Origin of the sequence: Shewanella decolorationis S12, from assembly GCF_000485795.1 — a bacterium.
GTDB classification, from domain to species: Bacteria; Pseudomonadota; Gammaproteobacteria; order Enterobacterales; family Shewanellaceae; genus Shewanella; species Shewanella decolorationis.
Map to the genome: position 1 here is coordinate 1 of NZ_AXZL01000016.1, position 16,875 is coordinate 16,875.

13 protein-coding genes are annotated in these 16,875 nt (G+C 47.3%); all 13 read left to right on the forward strand.

Features of this window, described 5'->3' with window-relative positions; all coding sequences use genetic code 11:
* Positions 1–207: EF-Tu C-terminal domain-related protein (locus SHD_RS00965; protein ID WP_023265428.1), on the forward strand; the 207-nt coding region annotated here is incomplete at its 5' end.
* A gap of 276 nt (positions 208–483) precedes the next feature.
* Positions 484–855, forward strand: a complete 372-nt coding sequence (gene secE, locus SHD_RS00970; protein ID WP_011621018.1) for a preprotein translocase subunit SecE — start codon at positions 484–486, stop codon at positions 853–855.
* Between the two features lie 9 nt (positions 856–864).
* Entirely contained in the window at positions 865–1,416 is a 552-nt protein-coding gene (gene nusG / locus SHD_RS00975; protein ID WP_023265429.1) for a transcription termination/antitermination protein NusG, read from the forward strand.
* A gap of 128 nt (positions 1,417–1,544) precedes the next feature.
* Positions 1,545–1,973 (forward strand): 50S ribosomal protein L11, encoded by a 429-nt coding sequence (gene rplK / locus SHD_RS00980; protein WP_023265430.1) that lies wholly within the window; start codon positions 1,545–1,547, stop codon positions 1,971–1,973.
* Between the two features lie 4 nt (positions 1,974–1,977).
* Positions 1,978–2,679 carry a 50S ribosomal protein L1 gene (gene rplA / locus SHD_RS00985; RefSeq protein ID WP_011715456.1) on the forward strand — a complete coding sequence of 234 codons (702 nt, stop codon included), beginning with the start codon at positions 1,978–1,980 and terminating at the stop codon, positions 2,677–2,679.
* 265 nt (positions 2,680–2,944) lie between these two features.
* The gene (rplJ, locus tag SHD_RS00990) at positions 2,945–3,445 is read left to right on the forward strand and encodes a 50S ribosomal protein L10 (RefSeq protein ID WP_023265431.1); all 501 of its coding nucleotides are present in this window, start codon (positions 2,945–2,947) and stop codon (positions 3,443–3,445) included.
* Between the two features lie 54 nt (positions 3,446–3,499).
* Entirely contained in the window at positions 3,500–3,871 is a 372-nt protein-coding gene (gene rplL / locus SHD_RS00995; protein ID WP_023265432.1) for a 50S ribosomal protein L7/L12, read from the forward strand.
* A 242-nt stretch (positions 3,872–4,113) separates the two neighbouring features.
* Positions 4,114–8,151, forward strand: a complete 4,038-nt coding sequence (gene rpoB, locus SHD_RS01000) for a DNA-directed RNA polymerase subunit beta (protein WP_023265433.1) — start codon at positions 4,114–4,116, stop codon at positions 8,149–8,151.
* An 83-nt stretch (positions 8,152–8,234) separates the two neighbouring features.
* Positions 8,235–12,452: a DNA-directed RNA polymerase subunit beta' gene (gene rpoC, locus SHD_RS01005; RefSeq protein ID WP_023265434.1), complete on the forward strand. Its 4,218-nt coding sequence runs from the start codon at positions 8,235–8,237 to the stop codon at positions 12,450–12,452.
* A gap of 179 nt (positions 12,453–12,631) precedes the next feature.
* The gene (rpsL, locus tag SHD_RS01010; RefSeq protein WP_011715459.1) at positions 12,632–13,006 is read left to right on the forward strand and encodes a 30S ribosomal protein S12; all 375 of its coding nucleotides are present in this window, start codon (positions 12,632–12,634) and stop codon (positions 13,004–13,006) included.
* A gap of 82 nt (positions 13,007–13,088) precedes the next feature.
* Positions 13,089–13,559, forward strand: a complete 471-nt coding sequence (gene rpsG, locus SHD_RS01015; protein ID WP_011715460.1) for a 30S ribosomal protein S7 — start codon at positions 13,089–13,091, stop codon at positions 13,557–13,559.
* Between the two features lie 78 nt (positions 13,560–13,637).
* Entirely contained in the window at positions 13,638–15,734 is a 2,097-nt protein-coding gene (gene fusA / locus SHD_RS01020) for an elongation factor G (protein WP_023265435.1), read from the forward strand.
* Positions 15,735–15,805: 71 nt separating this feature from the next.
* The coding region (gene tuf, locus SHD_RS01025) for an elongation factor Tu (protein WP_023265436.1) at positions 15,806–16,875 on the forward strand (1,070 nt) is incomplete at its 3' end.

Below are 16,875 nucleotides of genomic sequence, written 5' to 3' on the forward strand. Positions count from 1 at the left end.
TACCGTCCACAGTTCTACTTCCGTACAACTGACGTGACAGGCACTATCGAACTGCCAGAAGGCGTAGAGATGGTAATGCCAGGCGACAACATTAAGATGAAAGTGACTCTGATCTGCCCAATCGCGATGGACGAAGGTTTACGCTTCGCAATCCGTGAAGGTGGCCGTACAGTAGGCGCTGGTGTTGTAGCTAAGATTTTCGCTTAATCGCGAACTTGCTATAGTACTGAAAAAGGAAGCTTCGGCTTCCTTTTTTGTTTAAGTCGATTATTTACTAGGTTTTGTGGGTTGCAACGGCTGTGCATCCTTGCTAACAAAGTCGAATAAGAATACAATCTATGGCCGATTTTTGACCCTGGGCTTATGCAACATGCGTTTCTAAGGGTATTCGGAATGCAGAGTATCTAAAGCGTATTGTAACTGGGTCGTATGTCCCTAATTATTGTGCTCAAGCTCAGGCCGTATTGAGTAACGGAATAACCGATGACAACAAATACTGAAAACCAGACTAACTCTCTGGATATCGTGAAGTGGGGTTTAGCGATCCTATTGCTAGCCGCTGCTGTTATTGGCAATCAAATGTATAGCGAGACAAGTGCCGTGATCCGTGCACTGGCTGTTATCGTTGCATTCGCTATTGCTGGTTTTATTGCCCTGCAAACAGAAAAGGGTAAGAAAGCCTTAGCGTTCGCTCGTGAGTCGCAAATTGAAGTGCGCAAGGTCGTATGGCCAACACGTCAAGAAGCGCTTAACACCACTTTTATTGTCCTTGCTGCAACCGGTATTTTAGCCCTTGTTTTATGGGGTTTAGATGCAGTGTTAATGCACATTGTCAATTTCATCACTGGCGTATAGGCACCTCGAATGACTGAAGCTAAAGAAGCTAAAAAAAGATGGTATGTAGTGCAGGCATTCTCAGGCTATGAAGGCCGAGTTTGTAAGTCACTGATTGAATACATTAAAATGCACGGCATGGAAGAGTACTTCGGTGAAGTATTAGTTCCGACTGAAGAAGTCATCGAAATGCGTGCAGGCCAGCGTCGTAAGAGCGAGCGTAAGTTTTTCCCGGGCTATGTGTTAGTCCAGATGGAAATGAACGATGACAGCTGGCATTTAGTCAAAAGCATCCCGCGTGTTTTAGGCTTTATTGGCGGAACTTCTGATCGTCCTGCGCCAATTTCAGATAGAGAAGCGGATGCAATTCTGCGTCGCTTACAAGAAACCACAGCTTCACCGACTCACCGCGTTATTTTCGAGCCGGGTGAAGTGGTGCGTGTTTGTGATGGTCCATTTGCTGACTTTAACGGTACCGTTGAAGAAGTGGATTATGACAAGAGCCGCGTAAAAGTGTCAGTAATGATCTTTGGTCGTTCTACACCAGTCGAGCTCGATTTTAATCAGGTCGAAAAAGGCTGATTGAATTAAATACAAAAATCCGTTTGGCAACGGGTGCGGATTTCTATATAATCCGCACCCGTTGTTTTCGGGGGAGCACGTCGGCATGTCGCTGATGCGCGTTTGAACCCAAACTGAGGAAATGTCAGATGGCAAAAAAGATTGATGCTTATATTAAGCTACAAGTGAAATCAGGTTCTGCGAACCCTTCACCACCAGTTGGTCCAGCTCTGGGTCAGAAAGGTGTGAACATCATGGAATTCTGTAAAGCGTTCAACGCCCGTACAGAAAAAATGGAAAAAGGCATGCCTATTCCAGTCGTGATCACTGTATACAGTGACCGTTCGTTCACTTTCGAAACTAAGACTCCGCCAGCTTCTTACTTACTGAAGACTGCTGCAGGCCTGAAGTCAGGTTCTTCACGTCCAAACACTCAGAAAGTAGGTACTATCGCTCGTGCTAAGATTCAGGAAATTGCTGAAATGAAAGCCGCCGATATGACTGGTGCTGATATTGAAGCGATGACTCGCTCAATCGAAGGTACTGCGCGTTCAATGGGTTTGGTTGTAGAGGGTTAATATAATGGCAAAACTAACTAAACGCATGCGCGTAATCCGCGAGAAAGTTGACGGTACTAAGTTATACGAAATCAACGACGCTGTTGCTCTGTTAAAAGAATTAGCAACTGCTAAGTTCGTTGAAAGTGTTGACGTTGCAGTTAACCTGGGTATTGACCCACGTAAATCAGACCAAAACGTTCGTGGTGCTACTGTATTACCACACGGTACTGGTCGTGAAGTTCGCGTTGCAGTATTTACACAAGGTGCAAATGCTGAAGCTGCAAAAGCTGCTGGTGCAGAACTCGTTGGTATGGATGATCTGGCTGAGCAAATCAAAGCCGGTGAAATGAACTTCGACGTAGTTATCGCATCTCCAGATGCAATGCGCGTTGTTGGTATGTTAGGTCAAATCTTAGGCCCACGTGGTTTAATGCCTAACCCAAAAACTGGCACAGTAACGCCAAACGTTGCTGAAGCAGTTAAGAACGCTAAAGCTGGTCAAGTTCGTTACCGTAACGACAAGAACGGTATTATCCACACTACTATCGGTAAAGTGGATTTCACACCAGTTCAATTGAAAGAAAACTTGGAAGCGTTAATCTCTGCACTGAAAAAGGCTAAGCCTGCAGTTGCTAAAGGTGTATACGTGAAGAAAGTTAGCATCTCTACCACTATGGGTGCAGGTGTAGCTATCGACCAAGCGACTCTCGATACAGCTAACTAATTTTACAAGGTACGCGCGTTAGTCTATAATGCGCGCACTTTGTGGGTTGAAGCCTGTTTTTGATGCTAAAGCATCATTAATTAGGCTTCCGTCCAAGACCGCAGGTGTTTTCCTTATCGGTTTACTTAATTTCCTGCGTAGACGGTGTCAGGCCCCAGCTAAATTTTTTTACTGGATAATCTGCACCGTAAGTCACTAAATACATAAGTATTTAGTATGGTAAATACTAGGGGTATACCCTAGGTGGAATCCAGGAGTAAAGCCAATGGCATTAAGACTCGAAGACAAAAAAGCGATTGTTGCTGAAGTCAACGAAGCTGCCAAAGGTGCGCTATCTGCAGTAGCCGCTGATTCACGCGGTGTAACTGTAGGTGCTATGACCGGTCTGCGTAAAAAAGCTCGTGAAGCTGGTGTTTATGTACGTGTAGTACGTAACACTCTGGCTCGTCGTGCTGTTGAAGGTACTGCTTTTGAGTGCCTAGCAGAAACGTTCACTGGCCCAACTTTGATTGCTTTCTCTAACGAGCACCCAGGTGCTGCAGCTCGTCTGTTAAAAGACTTTGCTAAAGAGCAAGCTAACTTCGAAGTTAAAGGCGCAGCCTTTGAAGGGAATTTCATCCCTGCAGCTGAAATTGATCGTTTGGCGAAACTGCCAACATACGAAGAAGCACTAGCACAGTTAATGATGACTATGAAAGAAGCATCTGCTGGCAAGTTCGTTCGTACTCTGGCCGCCCTGCGCGATCAAAAACAAGAAGCCGCTTAATTTTAAGCTGGCTGCTTAATAAAATTGAATTCAGAACAATAGGAAACATTTGTTATGTCTATCACTAAAGACCAAATCTTAGAAGCCTTTGCAGCTATGTCTGTAATGGAAGTTGTTGAACTGATCGAAGCTATGGAAGAGAAGTTCGGCGTTTCTGCTGCTGCTGCAGTAGTTGCAACTGGTGGTGCTGATGCTGGTGCTGCTGCTGAAGAACAAACAGAATTCACTGTTATGTTAACTGCTCACGGCGACAACAAAGTTGCTGTTATTAAAGCAATCCGCGGTGCAACTGGTTTAGGCCTGAAAGAAGCTAAAGCAATGTCTGAAGCTGCTCCAGTAGCAGTTAAAGAAGGCGTTTCTAAAGAAGAAGCTGAAGCTCTGAAGAAAGAACTGGTTGAAGCTGGTGCTACAGTAGAGATCAAGTAAGCTATTATGTAGCTTACTCACCCAAGCCAATTGGGTGGAGGCTGGCGGTTTTTTAACCGTCGGCCTTTTTTGCGCTATATGCGTCGGCGATTTTTTTTCACCGTTTATCGCCAAATTTTGCAGTCCCTAGCAGAGATTACTGGTTAGGTTCTTGCCATCAACGGTGATGGGCAAACGTGCTGAATTTAATGACGATTGTTATAAGTTCAGTCTTGGTCACATCTCGCAAGCAGAGGAAACCCATGGTTTACTCCTATTCTGAAAAGAAGCGTATTCGCAAAGACTTTGGTAAGCGTCCACAGGTGTTGGATATTCCTTACCTTTTGTCTATTCAGTTAGACTCTTTTAAGAAGTTCACCGATCAAGATCCTACCGGTGAGCGCGGTTTAGAAGCCGCCTTCCGTAGCGTTTTTCCCATCAAGAGCTTTTCTGGTAATTCAGAACTGCAATACGTCAGCTATAAGCTTGGCGAGCCTGTTTTTGATGTGAAAGAGTGTCAGATCCGTGGTGTTACATATTCAGCTCCACTGCGCGTTAAATTACGCATGGTGTTGTATGATCGTGAAGCAGCGGCCGGCACTGTAAAAGATATTAAAGAACAAGAAGTCTACATGGGTGATATCCCATTGATGACTGACAACGGTACCTTTGTGATCAACGGTACTGAGCGTGTAATCGTTTCTCAATTACACCGTAGCCCAGGCGTATTCTTCGATCACGACCGTGGTAAAACCCACTCATCAGGTAAGGTGCTGTATAACGCACGTATCATTCCTTACCGTGGTTCATGGTTAGACTTTGAATTCGATCCTAAAGATGCGCTGTTCGTACGTATTGACCGTCGTCGTAAATTACCTGCGACCATCATTCTGCGTGCATTAGAGTATTCTACTCAAGAGATCCTCGACCTGTTCTTCGAACGCGTTGAATTCAAGATCAAGAAAGATACTCTGGTTATGACCTTAGTGCCTGAGCGTCTACGTGGTGAAACCGCCAGCTACGACATCAAGGATGCTGAAGGTACCGTATTGGTTGAAGCGGGCCGTCGCGTGACTGCACGTCATATTCGCCAACTCGAAAAAACCAACACCACTGAACTCGAAGTACCAGTTGAGTACATCGTGGGCAAATATGCTGCCCAAGATTACATCGATCCGGACACGGGTGAAGTATTAGTTTCTGCTAACAGTGAAATCAGCTTAGAAGACTTAGCGAAGTTATCACTGGCAGGCATCAAAGAGCTGAGCACGTTGTACATCAACGAGCTAGACCACGGTGCTTACATCTCTGACACTCTGCGTATTGATCCAACCACTAACCGCTTAGAAGCGTTAGTTGAGATCTACCGCATGATGCGTCCTGGTGAGCCACCAACCAAAGATGCTGCAGAAGCCCTGTTCCAAAACTTATTCTTCAGCGAAGAACGTTATGACCTGTCTAAAGTAGGTCGTATGAAGTTCAACCGTCGTCTCAGCATTCCTGATGACGAAGGTAGCGGCGTGCTGTCTAAAGAAGACATCGTTGCAGTAATGAAGAACATCATCCACATCCGTAACGGCTTCGACGAAGTGGACGATATCGACCACTTAGGTAACCGTCGTATTCGTTCTGTGGGTGAAATGGCTGAAAACCAATTCCGTGTTGGTCTGGTCCGTGTTGAGCGCGCCGTGCGTGAACGTCTGTCATTAGGCGATCTGAACGAGCTGATGCCACAAGACTTAATCAACGCCAAGCCAATTTCTGCTGCAGTGAAAGAGTTCTTCGGTTCTTCTCAGCTGTCACAATTCATGGACCAAAACAACCCGCTGTCAGAAGTAACGCATAAGCGTCGTATTTCTGCTCTAGGCCCAGGTGGTTTGACCCGTGAGCGTGCAGGCTTCGAAGTTCGCGACGTACACCCAACGCACTACGGTCGTTTATGTCCAATTGAGACCCCTGAAGGTCCAAACATTGGTCTGATCAACTCATTAGCAAGCTTTGCCCGTACTAACTCCTACGGCTTCTTAGAAACACCATACCGCAAAGTGGTAGACGGTGTGATCACTGACGAAGTGGAATACTTGTCAGCGATTGAAGAAGGTCGTTATGTGATTGCACAGGCGAACATCGAAGTTGACTCACAGGGCCGCATGGTTGAAGAGCAGATCGCATGTCGTCACAAAGGTGAATCAACCTTTATGCGCGCGTCTGACATTCAATACATGGACGTATCGCCACAACAGATCATCTCTGTTGCTGCGTCACTGATCCCGTTCTTAGAACACGACGACGCGAACCGTGCATTGATGGGTGCGAACATGCAACGTCAAGCGGTACCAACACTGAAATCAGAGAAGCCTCTGGTCGGTACTGGTATTGAGCGCACGTTAGCTGTGGACTCAGGCGTAGTAGTTGCCGCTAAACGTGGCGGTGTGATCGATTACGTTGATGCGAGCCGTATCGTAGTTAAAGTAAATGAAGACGAGCTGCGCCCAGGCGAAGCGGGTATCGACATTTACAACCTGACTAAATACACCCGTTCTAACCAAAACACTTGTATCAACCAACGTCCATGTTGTTCTGTTGGTGAGCCAGTAGTTCGTGGTGACGTGTTAGCAGACGGTCCGTCTACTGACTTAGGTGACTTAGCCCTTGGTCAGAACATGCGTATCGCGTTCATGCCTTGGAACGGTTACAACTTCGAAGACTCGATCTTAATTTCTGAACGTGTTGCACAGGAAGACCGTTTCACCACTATCCACATTCAAGAGCTGTCTTGTATCGCTCGAGATACCAAGCTGGGTAGCGAAGAAATCACTGCTGACATTCCAAACGTAGGTGAATCTGCTCTGTCGAAACTCGACGAGTCAGGTATCGTTTACATTGGTGCAGAAGTGAAGGGCGGTGACATTCTGGTAGGTAAAGTGACGCCAAAAGGCGAGACTCAACTGACGCCAGAAGAGAAGTTACTGCGCGCCATCTTCGGTGAGAAAGCGTCTGATGTGAAAGACAGCTCACTGCGTGTACCTAACTCTGTTAAAGGTACCATCATCGACGTTCAGGTATTTACCCGTGACGGCGTTGAGAAAGACAAACGCGCCATTGAAATCGAAGAAATGCACATTGCCCAAGCTCGTAAAGACTTAGGCGAAGAGTTCAAGATCCTTGAAGAAGGCGTATTGAGCCGTGCGCGCAACTTATTGTTAAGTGCCGGTTTCACTGAAGCACAAATCGCAGCATTGCCACGTAAAGATGTATTGGTTCAAGTTATTGACGATGAAACCAAACAAACTGAACTTGAGCAATTAGCTGAACAGCATGAAGAGCTGAAAGCAGACTTCGATAAGAAGTTTGAAATCAAACGTCGCAAGATCACCCAAGGTGATGACTTGGCACCAGGTGTACTGAAGATCGTTAAGGTTTACTTAGCGGTTAAACGTACTATCCAACCAGGTGACAAGATGGCGGGTCGTCACGGTAACAAGGGTGTTATCTCTAAGATTAACCCAATTGAAGACATGCCGTACGACGAGCAAGGCAACCCTGTGGACATCGTATTGAACCCGTTAGGCGTTCCATCACGTATGAACATCGGTCAGGTTCTTGAAGTTCACTTAGGTGCTGCTGCTAAAGGTATTGGTAACAAGATTGCTGCCATGCTGGAAGCTCAGCGCGAGAAGGGACTTGCAGAAGTTCGTAGCTACATCAAGCAAGTGTACGAATTAGGTGACGAAGTGCAGCAGCGCGTTGACATCGATTCATTCACTGACGATGAGTTACTGCGCTTAGCGAACAACCTGAAAGGCGGTATCCCAGTTGCTACGCCAGCCTTCGACGGTGCTAAAGAGAAAGAGATCAAGCAGATGCTTGAGCTTGCAGGCTTGCCAACCTCTGGTCAGCTGAAGTTATTTGATGGTCGTACCGGTAACGAATTTGAGCGTCCAGTAACTGTTGGTTACATGTACATGCTCAAACTGAACCACTTAGTTGACGACAAGATGCACGCCCGTTCTACCGGTTCGTACAGCTTAGTGACTCAACAACCACTGGGCGGTAAAGCTCAGTTCGGTGGTCAGCGTTTCGGGGAGATGGAAGTGTGGGCACTCGAAGCATACGGTGCCGCTTATACGCTTCAAGAAATGCTCACCGTGAAATCGGATGACGTTAACGGTCGTACTCAGATGTATAAGAACATCGTCGACGGTAACCATCAGATGCAGCCTGGCATGCCAGAGTCCTTCAACGTATTACTGAAGGAGATCCGTTCACTCGGTATCAATATCGAGTTGGATCAGGAATAAGCGCAGGTATTTAGCCGCGTTTGGCAACAGAATGGTGCTCCGTGCGAGCGGAGCACCCGGTTTAACTCCTTCAGGAGAGAAACGTGAAAGACTTATTAAAGTTTCTGAAACAGCAAAGCAAGACTGAAGAATTTAACGGCATCAAAATTGGTCTGGCATCGCCTGATCTGATCCGTTCTTGGTCTTTTGGTGAAGTTAAGAAGCCAGAAACCATTAACTACCGTACCTTCAAGCCTGAGCGTGAAGGTCTGTTCTGTGCGCGTATCTTTGGCCCTGTCAAAGATTACGAATGTTTGTGCGGTAAGTACAAGCGTTTGAAGCACCGTGGTGTGATCTGTGAAAAGTGTGGTGTAGAAGTTACCCAGACTAAAGTACGTCGTGAGCGTATGGGTCACATTGAACTGGCTAGCCCAGTTGCCCACATTTGGTTCTTGAAATCACTGCCGTCCCGTATCGGTTTAATGCTGGACATGACGCTGCGTGATATCGAGCGCGTACTGTATTTTGAATCTTTCGTCGTGATCGAGCCTGGCATGACCAGCCTTGAACGTGGCCAAATGCTGACAGAAGAAAACTATCTGGACGCATTAGAAGAATACGGTGACGAATTCGAAGCTAAGATGGGTGCTGAAGCGGTATTAGAACTGCTGCGCGCAATCGATCTCGAAAAAGAAATCGAACAAATGCGTGAAGAGCTACCATCAATCAACTCTGAGACTCGTCGCAAGAAAGTGACAAAGCGTCTTAAGTTGATGGAAGCGTTCCACACTTCTGGCAACAAGCCAGAGTGGATGATCTTAAAAGTACTGCCTGTGTTACCACCTGACTTACGTCCGCTGGTACCGCTCGATGGCGGCCGCTTCGCGACTTCAGATCTGAACGATCTGTACCGCCGCGTGATCAACCGTAACAACCGTTTGAAGCGTCTGTTAGATTTAGCTGCGCCGGACATCATCGTACGCAACGAAAAGCGTATGTTACAAGAGTCTGTTGATGCGCTATTAGATAACGGTCGCCGTGGTCGTGCAATTACCGGTTCTAACAAACGTCCTCTGAAATCTTTGGCCGACATGATCAAAGGTAAACAAGGTCGTTTCCGTCAGAACTTGTTAGGTAAGCGTGTTGACTACTCTGGTCGTTCGGTAATTACCGTAGGTCCTACTTTACGTCTGCACCAATGTGGTCTTCCTAAGAAGATGGCACTGGAACTGTTCAAACCATTCATCTATGGCAAGCTGGAAGGTCGTGGCTTAGCGACAACCATCAAAGCGGCTAAGAAGATGGTAGAGCGTGAAGTGGCGGAAGTTTGGGACGTTCTGGATGAAGTGATCCGCGAACATCCAGTGATGCTTAACCGTGCACCAACACTGCACAGACTGGGTATCCAAGCGTTCGAACCTGTACTGATTGAAGGTAAAGCCATCCAGTTACACCCACTCGTTTGTGCGGCCTACAACGCCGACTTCGACGGTGACCAAATGGCGGTACACGTACCGTTAACACTGGAAGCGCAGCTTGAAGCTCGTGCCCTGATGATGTCTACCAACAACATCCTGTCACCAGCAAACGGCGAGCCTGTTATCACTCCGTCTCAAGACGTGGTATTAGGTCTGTACTACACCAGCCGTGAGCGTATCAACGGCCGTGGTGAAGGTATGTACTTTATGTCTGTTGCTGAAGTTGAAAAAGCTTACGCAACTGGCGCTGCTGAACTGCATGCCCGCGTGAAAGTGCGCATCACTGAAACCGTTATCGGTGACAATGGTGAGCGTACTGAGCAACGTCGTATCGTAGATACAACTGTGGGTCGTGCTCTGCTGTCACAAATTCTGCCAGCAGGTTTGTCATTTGATCTGGTTAACCAGAACATGGGCAAAAAGCAGATTTCTAAACTATTAAACACTTGTTACCGTCAATTAGGTCTAAAAGATACGGTTATCTTCGCTGACCAACTGATGTACACAGGTTTCCGTTACGCAACTATCTCTGGTGCATCTGTCGGTATCGACGACATGGTGATCCCAGCTGAGAAGTACACCTTAGTTGCTGACGCTGAAGCAGAAGTGCTCGAAATTCAAGAGCAGTTCCAATCAGGTCTGGTAACCGCGGGTGAGCGTTACAACAAAGTAATCGACATCTGGGCAAGTGCGAACGAAAAAGTTTCTAAAGCGATGATGGAAAACCTGTCAACTGAGACAGTGATTAACCGTGATGGCGTTGAAGAGAAACAAGCATCGTTCAACAGCATTTACATGATGGCCGACTCGGGCGCTCGTGGTAGTGCCGCACAGATCCGTCAGTTAGCGGGTATGCGTGGTCTGATGGCGAAACCAGACGGTTCGATCATCGAAACCCCAATCGTGGCGAACTTCCGTGAAGGTCTGAACGTTCTTCAGTACTTCATCTCAACCCACGGTGCGCGTAAAGGTCTAGCCGATACCGCATTGAAGACAGCGAACTCGGGTTACCTGACTCGTCGTCTGGTTGACGTTGCTCAAGACTTAGTGGTCATCGAAGACGATTGTGGTACTCACGAAGGTCTGACAATGAAGCCGCTGATCGAAGGTGGTGACGTTGTTGAGCCATTACGTGAACGCGTACTGGGTCGTGTGGTTGCGGTTGATGTTCTGTACCCAGGTACTGAAGATGTGCTTGCACCACGTAACACTCTGCTCGATGAAGCATGGTGTGACAAGTTAGAAGAACACTCAATCGACGAAGTGATTGTACGTTCAGTAATTACCTGTGATACCGACTTCGGTGTGTGTGCGGCATGTTATGGCCGTGACTTAGCCCGTGGTCATCTGATTAACCACGGCGAAGCCATTGGTGTTGTCGCGGCGCAATCAATCGGTGAACCAGGTACACAGTTAACGATGCGTACATTCCACATCGGTGGTGCGGCGTCGCGTGCTTCGGCAGAAAACAACGTTCAAGTGAAGAACTCTGGTTCGTTGAAACTGCACAACGCTAAGTACGTAACTAACACTGACGGCAAGCTGGTTATCGTTTCTCGTTCTTCTGAACTGGCGATCATCGACGAATTAGGTCGTGAGAAAGAGCGTTATAAAGTGCCTTACGGTACTGTGCTCGAGAAGTTAGAAGAAGCTGCGGTAGAAGCGGGCGATATCATCGCTAACTGGGATCCACATACTCACCCAATCATCACAGAAGTGGCGGGTAGTATTAAGTTCGTTGACATGATCGACGGCGTGACCATGACTCGTCAAACAGACGAACTGACTGGTCTGTCTTCAATCGTGATCCTCGACGTGGGTCAGCGTGGTTCAGCGGGTAAAGAAATGCGCCCAATGATCCGTCTGGTTGGTGCCGACGGTAGCGACCTGATGATCCCAGGTACTGAAGTACCTGCACAATACTTCTTACCAGGCAGTGCGATCGTTAACCTCGACGACAACGCGCAAATCGCTGTGGGTGACGCGTTAGCACGTATTCCACAAGAATCGTCTAAAACACGCGACATCACGGGTGGTCTACCACGCGTTGCTGACCTGTTCGAAGCTCGTAAGCCAAAAGAGCCAGCTATTCTGGCGGAAATCTCTGGTACCATTTCGTTTGGTAAAGAGACCAAAGGCAAGCGTCGTCTGGTGATTACACCAGCGGATGGCGGTGAACAGTACGAAGAGATGATCCCGAAATGGCGTAACTTAAACGTGTTCGAAGGTGAAAAAGTCGAACGTGGTGAAGTTATTGCTGACGGTCCAGAAGCGGCGCACGACATTCTGCGTCTACGTGGCATCCACAACGTTGCAAGCTACATTGTGAACGAAGTGCAAGACGTATACCGTCTACAAGGCGTGAAGATCAACGATAAACATATCGAAGTGATCATCCGTCAAATGCTGCGTAAGTGCGTGATCACCTCTGCGGGTGACAGTGAGTTCTTAGAAGGCGAACAAGTTGAAGTGTCTCGCGTGAAGATCGCTAACCGCGACCTGATCGAACAAGGCAAAGTGCCTGCGACCTTCGAACGTGAACTGCTGGGTATTACCAAAGCGTCTCTGGCAACAGAATCGTTTATCTCTGCAGCATCGTTCCAAGAAACCACTCGCGTACTGACAGAAGCTGCCGTAGGTGGTAAGTCTGATAACTTACGTGGTCTGAAAGAGAACGTAATTGTTGGCCGTCTGATCCCAGCCGGTACTGGTTATGCTTATCACAAGACCCGTAACGATGCCCGTGCTAAGAAAGACGAGCCAGTTGTAGTGAATAAGATCACTGCAAGTGAAGCAGAACAAAACCTTGCAGACCTCTTAAACCTGGCTGGTAGCCAAGATTAAGTAATCAGTTTGTAACAAAAAGGCGCCTATGGCGCCTTTTTTATTGTAAAATGCCGCAAAAGTTGGCTATTTCTTGACAGTCAGGCATTACCTTTCTAAAATTCCGCGTCCCACCATTGTGGGATATAGATTTTTCACACCTTATCGTTGAGTTTGATTCAACTGTTTCGGAGCTATACATGGCAACTGTAAACCAGTTGGTACGTAAGCCACGCGCACCTAAAGTCGACAAGACTAACGTGCCTGCGTTGAACGCGTGCCCACAAAAACGTGGTGTATGTACACGTGTGTACACTACTACCCCTAAAAAACCTAACTCTGCACTACGTAAAGTAGCTCGTGTGCGCTTAACTAACGGTTTCGAAGTTACTTCGTACATCGGCGGTGAAGGCCACAACCTGCAGGAACACAGCGTGATCTTAATCCGTGGTGGTCGTGTTAAAGACTTACCAGGTGTGCGCTATCACACTGTTCGTGGCGCCCTAGACTGTGCTGGCGTGAACACTCGTCGCCAAGGTCGTTCTAAGTACGGTGCTAAGCGTCCTAAGTCTTAACGCAATCCGTTAAGTAAGGCCAAGCTAGTTTTATTTTGAGAATTCCAGTTTTGGAAATCCCTGAAGCATACGGAGAATTGTTATGCCAAGACGTCGCGTTGTAGGACAACGTAAAATCCTACCAGATCCAAAGTTTCACAGTGAGTTGCTGGCTAAGTTCATCAACGTCATTATGCAAGACGGCAAAAAGTCGACTGCAGAAAAAATCATTTACAAGGCGCTAGATGTTATCGCTGAAAAGAAAGGCGCTAACCATTTAGACGTTCTTGAAGCAGCCCTGGACAACGTACGCCCATCAGTCGAAGTTAAATCTCGTCGCGTTGGTGGTTCTACTTACCAGGTACCATGTGAAGTTCGTCCTGTGCGTCGTAACGCACTGGCGATGCGCTGGTTAGTTGAAGCTGCTCGTAAGCGTGGTGAAAAATCTATGGCTTTACGTCTAGCAGGTGAAATGCTAGATGCGTCTGAAAACAAAGGTACTGCTGTTAAGAAGCGTGAAGACGTGCACCGCATGGCTGAAGCTAACAAGGCCTTTGCTCATTACCGTTGGTAATCTGATGGTGTGGGCTTAGGCCCACACCATTGTTGTTGATATTGCCAAGACAACTGTCTTGGTGGAGAGGGTATAATAGTGGCTCGTACAACCCCAATTGAGCGTTATCGTAATATCGGTATTTGTGCTCATGTGGATGCAGGTAAAACCACCACAACAGAACGTGTTCTGTTCTATACCGGTTTGTCTCATAAAATCGGTGAGGTGCATGACGGCGCCGCGACCACTGACTGGATGGTACAAGAGCAAGAGCGTGGTATTACTATCACCTCGGCTGCTGTTACTACATTCTGGCGTGGTATGGATGCTCAATTCACTGAACACCGCATCAATATCATCGATACCCCTGGTCACGTTGACTTCACTATTGAAGTTGAACGTTCTTTGCGCGTTCTCGACGGCGCTGTCGTGGTTTTCTGTGGTTCTTCAGGTGTTGAACCTCAATCAGAAACCGTTTGGCGTCAAGCTGACAAATACCGCGTTCCACGCTTAGTGTTTGTTAACAAGATGGACCGCGCAGGTGCGGACTTTGAACGTGTAGTGAAGCAAATCAGAACTCGCCTAGGAGCGACTTGTGTGCCTATTCAACTGAATATCGGTGCAGAAGAAAACTTCACTGGCGTGATCGACTTAATCAAGATGAAAGCCATTAACTGGAACGAAGCGGACCAGGGTATGACTTTCTCTTATGAAGAGATCCCTGCAGCGTTAGCCGATAAAGCGGCTGAGATGCATGAGTATCTGGTTGAGGCAGCAGCCGAGGCCTCGGATGAACTGATGGACAAGTACCTTGAAGAAGGCTCACTGTCAGAAGACGAGATCAAAAAGGCACTGCGTCAGCGTACTATTAATAATGAAATCGTTTTAGCGACCTGTGGTTCTGCATTTAAGAACAAAGGCGTTCAAGCGGTTCTTGATGCGGTTGTGGAATTCTTGCCAGCTCCTGTCGATGTGCCTCCAATTAAGGGCATTGATGACGATGAGCAAGAAGTTGAGCGCCCATCAGATGACAATGCCCCCTTTGCGGCGTTGGCATTTAAGATTGCTACAGACCCGTTCGTGGGCACTTTGACCTTTATTCGCGTGTACTCTGGCGTACTCGAATCAGGTTCTGGCGTTTATAACTCTGTTAAACAGAAGCGTGAACGTATCGGCCGTATCGTGCAAATGCACGCTAACGACCGTACCGAACTGAAAGAAGTACGTGCAGGTGATATCGCTGCGGCTATCGGTCTGAAAGAAGTCACCACGGGTGATACACTTTGTGATCCTGATCATAAGGTGATCTTGGAACGCATGGAGTTCCCTGAGCCAGTAATTACCATTGCCGTTGAGCCTAAGTCTAAAGCAGACCAAGATAAAATGGGTATCGCGCTGCAAAAACTCGCAGCGGAAGATCCATCTTTCCGGGTTGAGACTGACGAAGAATCATCACAAACACTGATTTCTGGAATGGGTGAGTTACACTTAGACATTATCGTTGACCGTATGCGTCGCGAATTTGGTGTTGAGTGTAACGTAGGTAAGCCACAAGTGGCCTACCGCGAAACCATTCGCGCATCAGTCGAGGCTGAAGGTAAATTTGTACGCCAATCAGGTGGCCGTGGACAATTCGGTCATGTTTGGTTAAAACTAGAGCCTAATGAAGAAGGTGCTGGTTACGAATTTATCAACGCGATCGTTGGGGGTGTAGTTCCACGTGAATTCATTCCTGCGGTTGATAAAGGTATCCAAGAGCAGATGAAGAACGGTGTTCTTGCCGGCTTCCCTGTGTTGGACGTGAAGGTCACTCTGTTCGACGGTTCATATCACGATGTGGACTCGAATGAAATGGCGTTCAAAATTGCGGGTTCTATGGGCTTCAAAAAGGGTGCGCTCGAAGCGAATCCTGTGTTGCTCGAGCCTTGCATGAAAGTAGAAGTAACTACTCCTGAGAACTACATGGGCGATGTGGTTGGTGACTTAAACCGTCGTCGTGGTTTGATTGAAGGTATGGATGATGGCTTCGGTGGCATCAAAATAGTCCATGCTGTAGTGCCTCTTTCTGAAATGTTTGGTTATGCAACTGATTTGCGTTCTGCGACTCAGGGTCGTGCTTCCTACTCCATGGAGTTTTTGAAGTACACTGATGCACCGCAAAACATTGCGAAAGCGATTATTGAATCTCGTAGCTAATTTTAAGTTACGACATAAATGTAATATGGTCCTGTATATGCAGGATTATTCTGAAAAGAAAGGAATATATCGTGGCAAAAGCTAAATTTGAACGTAGTAAGCCTCACGTAAACGTGGGCACCATCGGTCACGTTGACCATGGTAAAACCACTCTGACTGCAGCTATCTCTCACGTACTGGCTAAGACCTACGGTGGTGAAGCTAAAGACTTCTCTCAAATCGATAACGCTCCAGAAGAGCGTGAGCGCGGTATTACCATCAATACCTCTCACATCGAGTATGACACACCAACTCGCCACTACGCACACGTAGACTGCCCAGGCCACGCTGACTATGTTAAAAACATGATCACTGGTGCTGCACAGATGGACGGCGCGATCCTGGTAGTAGCTTCTACAGACGGTCCAATGCCACAAACTCGTGAGCACATCCTGCTGTCTCGCCAAGTAGGCGTACCATTCATCATCGTATTCATGAACAAATGTGACATGGTTGACGATGCTGAGCTGTTAGAACTCGTTGAAATGGAAGTACGTGAACTGTTATCAGAATACGACTTCCCAGGTGATGATTTACCAGTAATCCAAGGTTCAGCTCTGAAAGCGCTTGAAGGCGAGCCAGAGTGGGAAGCGAAGATCCTTGAGCTGGCAGCAGCTTTAGACTCTTACATTCCAGAACCAGAGCGTGATATCGATAAGCCATTCCTGATGCCAATCGAAGACGTATTCTCAATCTCTGGCCGTGGTACAGTAGTAACTGGTCGTGTTGAGCGTGGTATCGTACGTGTTGGTGACGAAGTAGAAATCGTTGGTATCCGTGCAACCACTAAGACAACCTGTACTGGTGTTGAAATGTTCCGTAAGCTGCTTGACGAAGGTCGTGCAGGTGAGAACTGTGGTATCCTGTTACGTGGTACTAAGCGTGATGACGTAGAACGTGGCCAAGTATTATCTAAGCCAGGTTCAATCAACCCACACACTACTTTTGAATCAGAAGTTTACGTTCTGTCAAAAGAAGAAGGTGGTCGTCACACTCCATTCTTCAAAGGCTACCGTCCACAGTTCTACTTCCGTACAACTGACGTGACAGGCACTATCGAACTGCCAGAAGGCGTAGAGATGGTAATGCCAGGCGACAACAT